The 5,342-nt window shown below is 34.4% G+C and carries 5 protein-coding genes; 1 reads left to right on the top strand and 4 read right to left on the bottom strand.

Going from position 1 to position 5,342, the window contains the following annotated elements:
- The first annotated feature begins 19 nt into the window (after positions 1 to 19).
- Positions 20 to 886 (top strand): RNA polymerase sigma factor RpoD/SigA, encoded by an 867-nt coding sequence (locus Q0A18_RS01350; protein ID WP_002979276.1) that lies wholly within the window; start codon positions 20 to 22, stop codon positions 884 to 886.
- A 129-nt stretch (positions 887 to 1,015) separates the two neighbouring features.
- Here Q0A18_RS01350 and Q0A18_RS01345 read toward each other — a convergent pair whose 3' ends face one another.
- The 4 genes from Q0A18_RS01345 to kdsA all read right to left on the bottom strand — a co-directional run bounded on the left by Q0A18_RS01345 (position 1,016) and on the right by kdsA (position 5,217).
- The gene (locus Q0A18_RS01345) at positions 1,016 to 1,483 is read right to left on the bottom strand and encodes a DUF3347 domain-containing protein (RefSeq protein ID WP_292008369.1); all 468 of its coding nucleotides are present in this window, start codon (positions 1,481 to 1,483) and stop codon (positions 1,016 to 1,018) included.
- Positions 1,484 to 1,636: 153 nt separating this feature from the next.
- Positions 1,637 to 3,844: a TonB-dependent receptor gene (locus Q0A18_RS01340; protein ID WP_292008368.1), complete on the bottom strand. Its 2,208-nt coding sequence runs from the start codon at positions 3,842 to 3,844 to the stop codon at positions 1,637 to 1,639.
- A gap of 41 nt (positions 3,845 to 3,885) precedes the next feature.
- Positions 3,886 to 4,401: a hypothetical protein gene (locus tag Q0A18_RS01335; RefSeq protein WP_292008367.1), complete on the bottom strand. Its 516-nt coding sequence runs from the start codon at positions 4,399 to 4,401 to the stop codon at positions 3,886 to 3,888.
- Between the two features lie 6 nt (positions 4,402 to 4,407).
- Positions 4,408 to 5,217, bottom strand: a complete 810-nt coding sequence (gene kdsA / locus Q0A18_RS01330; protein WP_292008366.1) for a 3-deoxy-8-phosphooctulonate synthase — start codon at positions 5,215 to 5,217, stop codon at positions 4,408 to 4,410.
- Between the last annotated feature and the right edge of the window lie 125 nt (positions 5,218 to 5,342).

Raw genomic sequence — 5,342 nt, 5'->3', positions numbered from 1 at the left:
TATTTTGAGGATAAAATAAATGAGACAGTTAAAAATTACCAAGCAGGTTACCAACAGGGAAACTGCTTCATTAGACAAGTATTTGCAGGAAATCGGTAAAGTGGAATTGATTACTGCAGACGAAGAGGTAGAATTGGCGCAAAGAATACGTGCTGGAGACAGAGCCGCATTAGAGAAATTAATTAAAGCCAACCTTCGTTTCGTGGTTTCTGTATCGAAACAATACCAAAATCAAGGTCTTTCTTTACCCGATTTAATTAATGAGGGTAACTTAGGATTAATGAAAGCTGCAAAAAGATATGATGAGACCAGAGGTTTCAAATTTATCTCTTACGCCGTTTGGTGGATCCGTCAGTCAATTTTACAGGCATTGGCAGAACAGTCAAGAATTGTAAGATTGCCACTGAATAAAATTGGTTCAATCAATAAGATCAATAAAGCATATGCTCACTTGGAACAAGAAAATGAAAGACCTCCTTCTCCGGAAGAATTAGCTGAAGTTCTTGATATGAGTGAGGAAGATATTAAAGAATCTATGAAAAACTCCGGTAGACACCTGTCTATGGATGCTCCCCTTGTAGAAGGTGAAGATTCTAATCTTTATGATGTATTACGTTCTGGAGAATCACCAAGTCCGGACAAAGACTTAATGTTAGAATCTCTTCAGATTGAAATCGAAAGAGCTTTAAATACATTAACTCCAAGAGAAGCAGATTTAGTGAGATTGTATTTCGGATTAAACGGAAAACATCCTATGACGTTAGAAGAGATTGGTGAAACTTTCGATCTGACAAGAGAAAGAGTTCGTCAAATTAAAGAAAAGGCGATCAAAAGATTAAAGCATAATACCAGAAGTAAGATTTTAAAATCCTATTTAGGTAAATAATCTTAAAGTAACAATTACTAACGGAGTCTGATTTTTCAGGCTCCGTTTTTTTATAATTTCATTTAATAAAAAAGGAAACCGATTCAGTTCCCTTTAAAACAATATTAACCTAATTAAATGAGGCCTTTGTTATTTAATCTCAGATTTTACATTTCCGCAGGAAAGCATTGCCTTTCCGTAATAAGGGTTTACAACCTGCTTTTCATTGCTTAGCCAATCTGCATTTTTCATAGGACAATGCTGAACAAAAACAGGTTGAGCAGAAAGCTTATATTCTTTTGCCAGTACAATCATATTAGCTGAAAGCCTTTGAAAAGCTTCCCGCTGATTTTTGATATTTTTTGTTTTAGCAATGATATCAGCATCTTTTTTAAGTTTATTCAGCTGACTCTCCGGTAATGCTTTAGCAGATGAAGCAGATTTTATAAATTCTGAAGCAGAAGCAGAAGCCTTGTCAGCATCATCTGAACTTAAGGATGTTTTAATCTCAATATAATTCTTATACAGGTTTGAAACCTGAGCATCAGTTTTTACCTGTGCTGAAACTGAAAGCACTGAAAAAACAGTTAATAATGCTGTAATGATATAATTTTTCATAATTAAGTAAGTTAAAAATCTTAAACAAAAATAAAAAGAAGTAAAAAAGACTTGTTATAGAATTATGTATTCTTATTGCAAAATTCCGCAAAACAAGTATCTTTCTACTAACCAGATTGAAATAAAAACTCCTGAATATCCAGGAGTTTTTTATTATTTAATTTTAAATTCAAGTTTTACATTAAAAAACCTTCCCGTCAAACGAACCGGAACCGGATACATCAAATTGGTATTATAATCGGTCACCCACTGGTTAGCTACGGTATTATTAATATTAAATGCATTGAACACCTGAAGACCTAAAGTCAGTTCTTCAAAATTTCCCCAGAACCCATACATTTTATTTTTGTTTTTAGAGTCTATAAAAACTTTGGAAAGTCCGATGTCAACTCTTTTATAGGCTGGTAGTGTTTTTTGATAATTATAGGGATCTGTCATCACCGGAGATCCTGTAGGCAATCCCATTGCATATACCAATGTCAGATTCACACGCATAGAAGGGAACTGAGGCATATAATCCTGATAAAACATTGCAAACCTGAATCGTTGATCTGTAGGTCTTGGGATATTTCCTTTTCCATCTATATTTTCGTAAGCTCTGGCATAGCTGGCAGATAACCAGGAATCAACACCGGGAACAAATTCCCCATACAAACGGGTATCAATTCCATAAGCATATCCGGTTGCATTATTTTTTCCCGAATAACGGATTCTCACATTATCCATATAATAAGGAATCAGATCATCCATTTTCTTATAGTAAACTTCCGTACTTAATTTAAATGGCCTGTCATACATATAGAATTCAAAATCATTTCCTAAAATCATTTGCAGTGATCTTTGAGATTTAATATCTGAATTAAAGTTTCCGTCTAAATCTTTGATCTCTTTATAAAAAGGAGACTGATAATATACCCCTCCGGAAAGCTTGAATAGCATATCTGTTTCCCAATCCGGTTTTATTGCAAACTGGAATCTAGGTGAAAAAATAGTTTCTTTATTAAAACTCCAGTGCGAAACTCTTGCTCCCGCATTCACAAAGACTTTACTTGCACCCCAGAAAAACTTCTGCGAATATTGTGCATAAGCTGAAAGCCTTGTTGGTTCTATATTATTATTTCCTGCTATCTGATAGAAAAGATCAAGATCCGAAGAATTAGGAATCCTTGGATCATCAATCGGTCTTGGAATACTGTATCCTGATGAATCTACCAATTTCCATTCATTAGTAAGGTCTTTAAGGTTTTCTTTTTCATATTTAAACCCAACTTCAATGTCTGTATTTATATTGGGTGAGAAACGGGCTTTAAACTGTGTTCCATACGTTCTTACAAACAGGTCATTTCGGGCATGCTCAATCTGTCCTCCTACATCATAAGAAGTAACAGGATTTCCAGTAATGGGATCAAATGTCTGTAATATATAGGCTGACGATATGGTATAATATTCCCTTTCCCTGTTCTGGTAGGCGAAACTATCCAGCGTAAACCTCCATTTATCGGAAGGCTTAAAGTTCATGGAAAGAGTACCCATCATATTTTTATACATATCATTTTCCCTTCCCCCATAGTTTACTGTAAGGTTCATTGGTCTGTCCACTGTTCCAAAATCTACACTTCGCTGCTTAGGAACCATTTCATAATCATTCTTAGAATAATATCCTATGAATGACAGTGAGAATTTAGGACTGATATGATAATTGATATAGGATTGAAAATCCCAGTAAGTAGGATTAAAATCAGTATCTTCATTTAACGTATTAAGAACCAGATTGGTATTCCTGTATCTTCCGGAAAATAAAGCGGTTAATTTTTTATTTTTAGAGGCAAGTCCGGTTGTTAACCTTCCTCCTATTAAACTTGCTTCTCCTGAAACTTCAAATTTCTCTGGTTCCCGATAATAGATATTCAAGGCAGAAGACATTTTATCTCCATATTTCGGCTCAAAACCTCCTGCTGAAAAGTTAACGGTAGACACCATATCCGGATTAATGATACTCAGTCCTTCCTGTTGGGAGTTCCTGATAAGAAAGGGTCTGTAAATTTCGATATCATTAATATAAATAAGGTTTTCATCATAGTTACCACCACGAACCATATATTGTGAAGAAAGCTCTGTATTGGAATTTACGGAAGGTAAAGTTTTGATAATACCTTCAATACCTCCGGAGATGCTCGCTACATTCTGGGCATCTTTTGCTGATATTTTCACATTGGTAAGGTCATTTGATTTTCCGACTACTTTTTTCTGGAATACAACCTCCTCAATGTCGGTGGTTCTCATCACTGTGTCTTTTTTCTTAACTTGGGAGAAAGCCAACATAGGGACAAGAATACTTAGTGGTAAAACGATTTTTTTCAAAAGAAATGTTTTAAGAATTTCAAAAAGTGAATTTATAAATTTTATTTGATAATTTGGCTCTGCAAGAAAACTTTCGACCATTCATCTATAAATTTTCCAGGAAGATTTTTCTCTTTTATTGCGGAAATGCAAATAAACACATCCTGCTCACCCTTTGTAAGATAATAGACCTGTGATTCTGTAGTATTTGAACCTTTATAAGCATCAGCTTCCATAGTAAAAAGAATATACTCTCGTTCATTCTCTTTATTTCTGGACAACTCCTTTACTCTCAAGTTCTCTGTTTTAGATTCCACCAGTTTAGACTGGTTGTCAAAAAAAGCTTGTAAAGGAACCCTGGCACCATTTTTAATAGTAAGCTTTGTTACAATTATGTCATAATTATCCCAGTTTTGACCCTTGGGAATATATTCCATCATAATCATCTGGTCATTTTCCTGCTTTTCTGCCAGCTGAAAATTATATTTTGAAGGCAAGTTAAATTGCAGAGAATCTTTCTTCTGAGCATAAAAAGCAGAAAATAAAGATAAAGTGAATAGGACTATTAGTTTTTTCATAAATGATTATAAAATTGATTCTCTTACTCTTGTTAACTTTTGTAACAAATCTTCCAATAAGTCCAATCTTAACATATTGGCTCCATCCGATAAGGCTATTTCCGGGGTTGGGTGAGTTTCGATAAAAATCCCGTCCGCTCCTACCGCAATTCCAGCTTTAGCAATGGTTTCAATAAGATCCGGTCTGCCACCTGTAACTCCGGAACTCTGATTAGGCTGCTGTAAAGAATGGGTAACATCCAAAATAACCGGTGCATATTGCTGCATCGTTGGAATTCCTCTGTAATCAACAATTAGATCTGTATATCCGAAAGAGTTTCCTCTTTCAATAATAGCCACCTTCTCATTATCCGAATCTGTTATTTTCTGTACGGCAAATTTCATTGCTTCCGGAGAAAGAAACTGCCCTTTCTTTAAAGTTACACATTTTCCGGTTTCAGCTGCTGCCACCAACAGATCAGTCTGGCGAACAAGGAAAGCAGGAATTTGTAAAACATCCACATATTGCGCTGCTAAAGCTGCATGTTCATTTTCATGAATATCTGTGGTTGTAGGAATATTAAAGGTCTCTCCCACTTTTTTAAGGATTTCCAACGATTTTTCTTCTCCGATCGTTGTAAAAGAATCTACCCTGCTTCTGTTTGCTTTTTTAAAGCTTCCTTTAAAAATATAAGGAATATTATATTTATCGGTAAGCTTAATCACTTTTTCAGCGATTCTAAGTGCCATATCTTCTCCTTCAATAATACATGGTCCTGCTATCAGGAAAAAGTTTTTTGAATCTTTATGGTGAATATTATCTAAATATTGTATCATTTTAGTTATTGACTTTATTAATTATATTTTTAAATTTTGAGGGATTTCTTTACTAAATCTATAGCTCTAAAATCACCCTTTTAATTGTTTATTTTTTTCTTTATAATCTTTCTGTTATTCAAGAT

This window comes from Chryseobacterium sp. (genome assembly GCF_022712095.1).
Classification (GTDB): domain Bacteria; phylum Bacteroidota; class Bacteroidia; order Flavobacteriales; family Weeksellaceae; genus Chryseobacterium.
This window is presented reverse-complemented; position numbering and strand designations above follow the sequence as displayed.

Coding starts and splice junctions, on each gene's coding strand:
- Q0A18_RS01350 (WP_002979276.1), top strand. CDS start 20: ATGAGACAGTTAAAAATTACCAAGCAGGTTACCAACAGGGAAACTGCT.
- Q0A18_RS01345 (WP_292008369.1), bottom strand. CDS start 1,483: ATGAAAAATTATATCATTACAGCATTATTAACTGTTTTTTCAGTGCTT.
- Q0A18_RS01335 (WP_292008367.1), bottom strand. CDS start 4,401: ATGAAAAAACTAATAGTCCTATTCACTTTATCTTTATTTTCTGCTTTT.
- kdsA (WP_292008366.1), bottom strand. CDS start 5,217: ATGATACAATATTTAGATAATATTCACCATAAAGATTCAAAAAACTTT.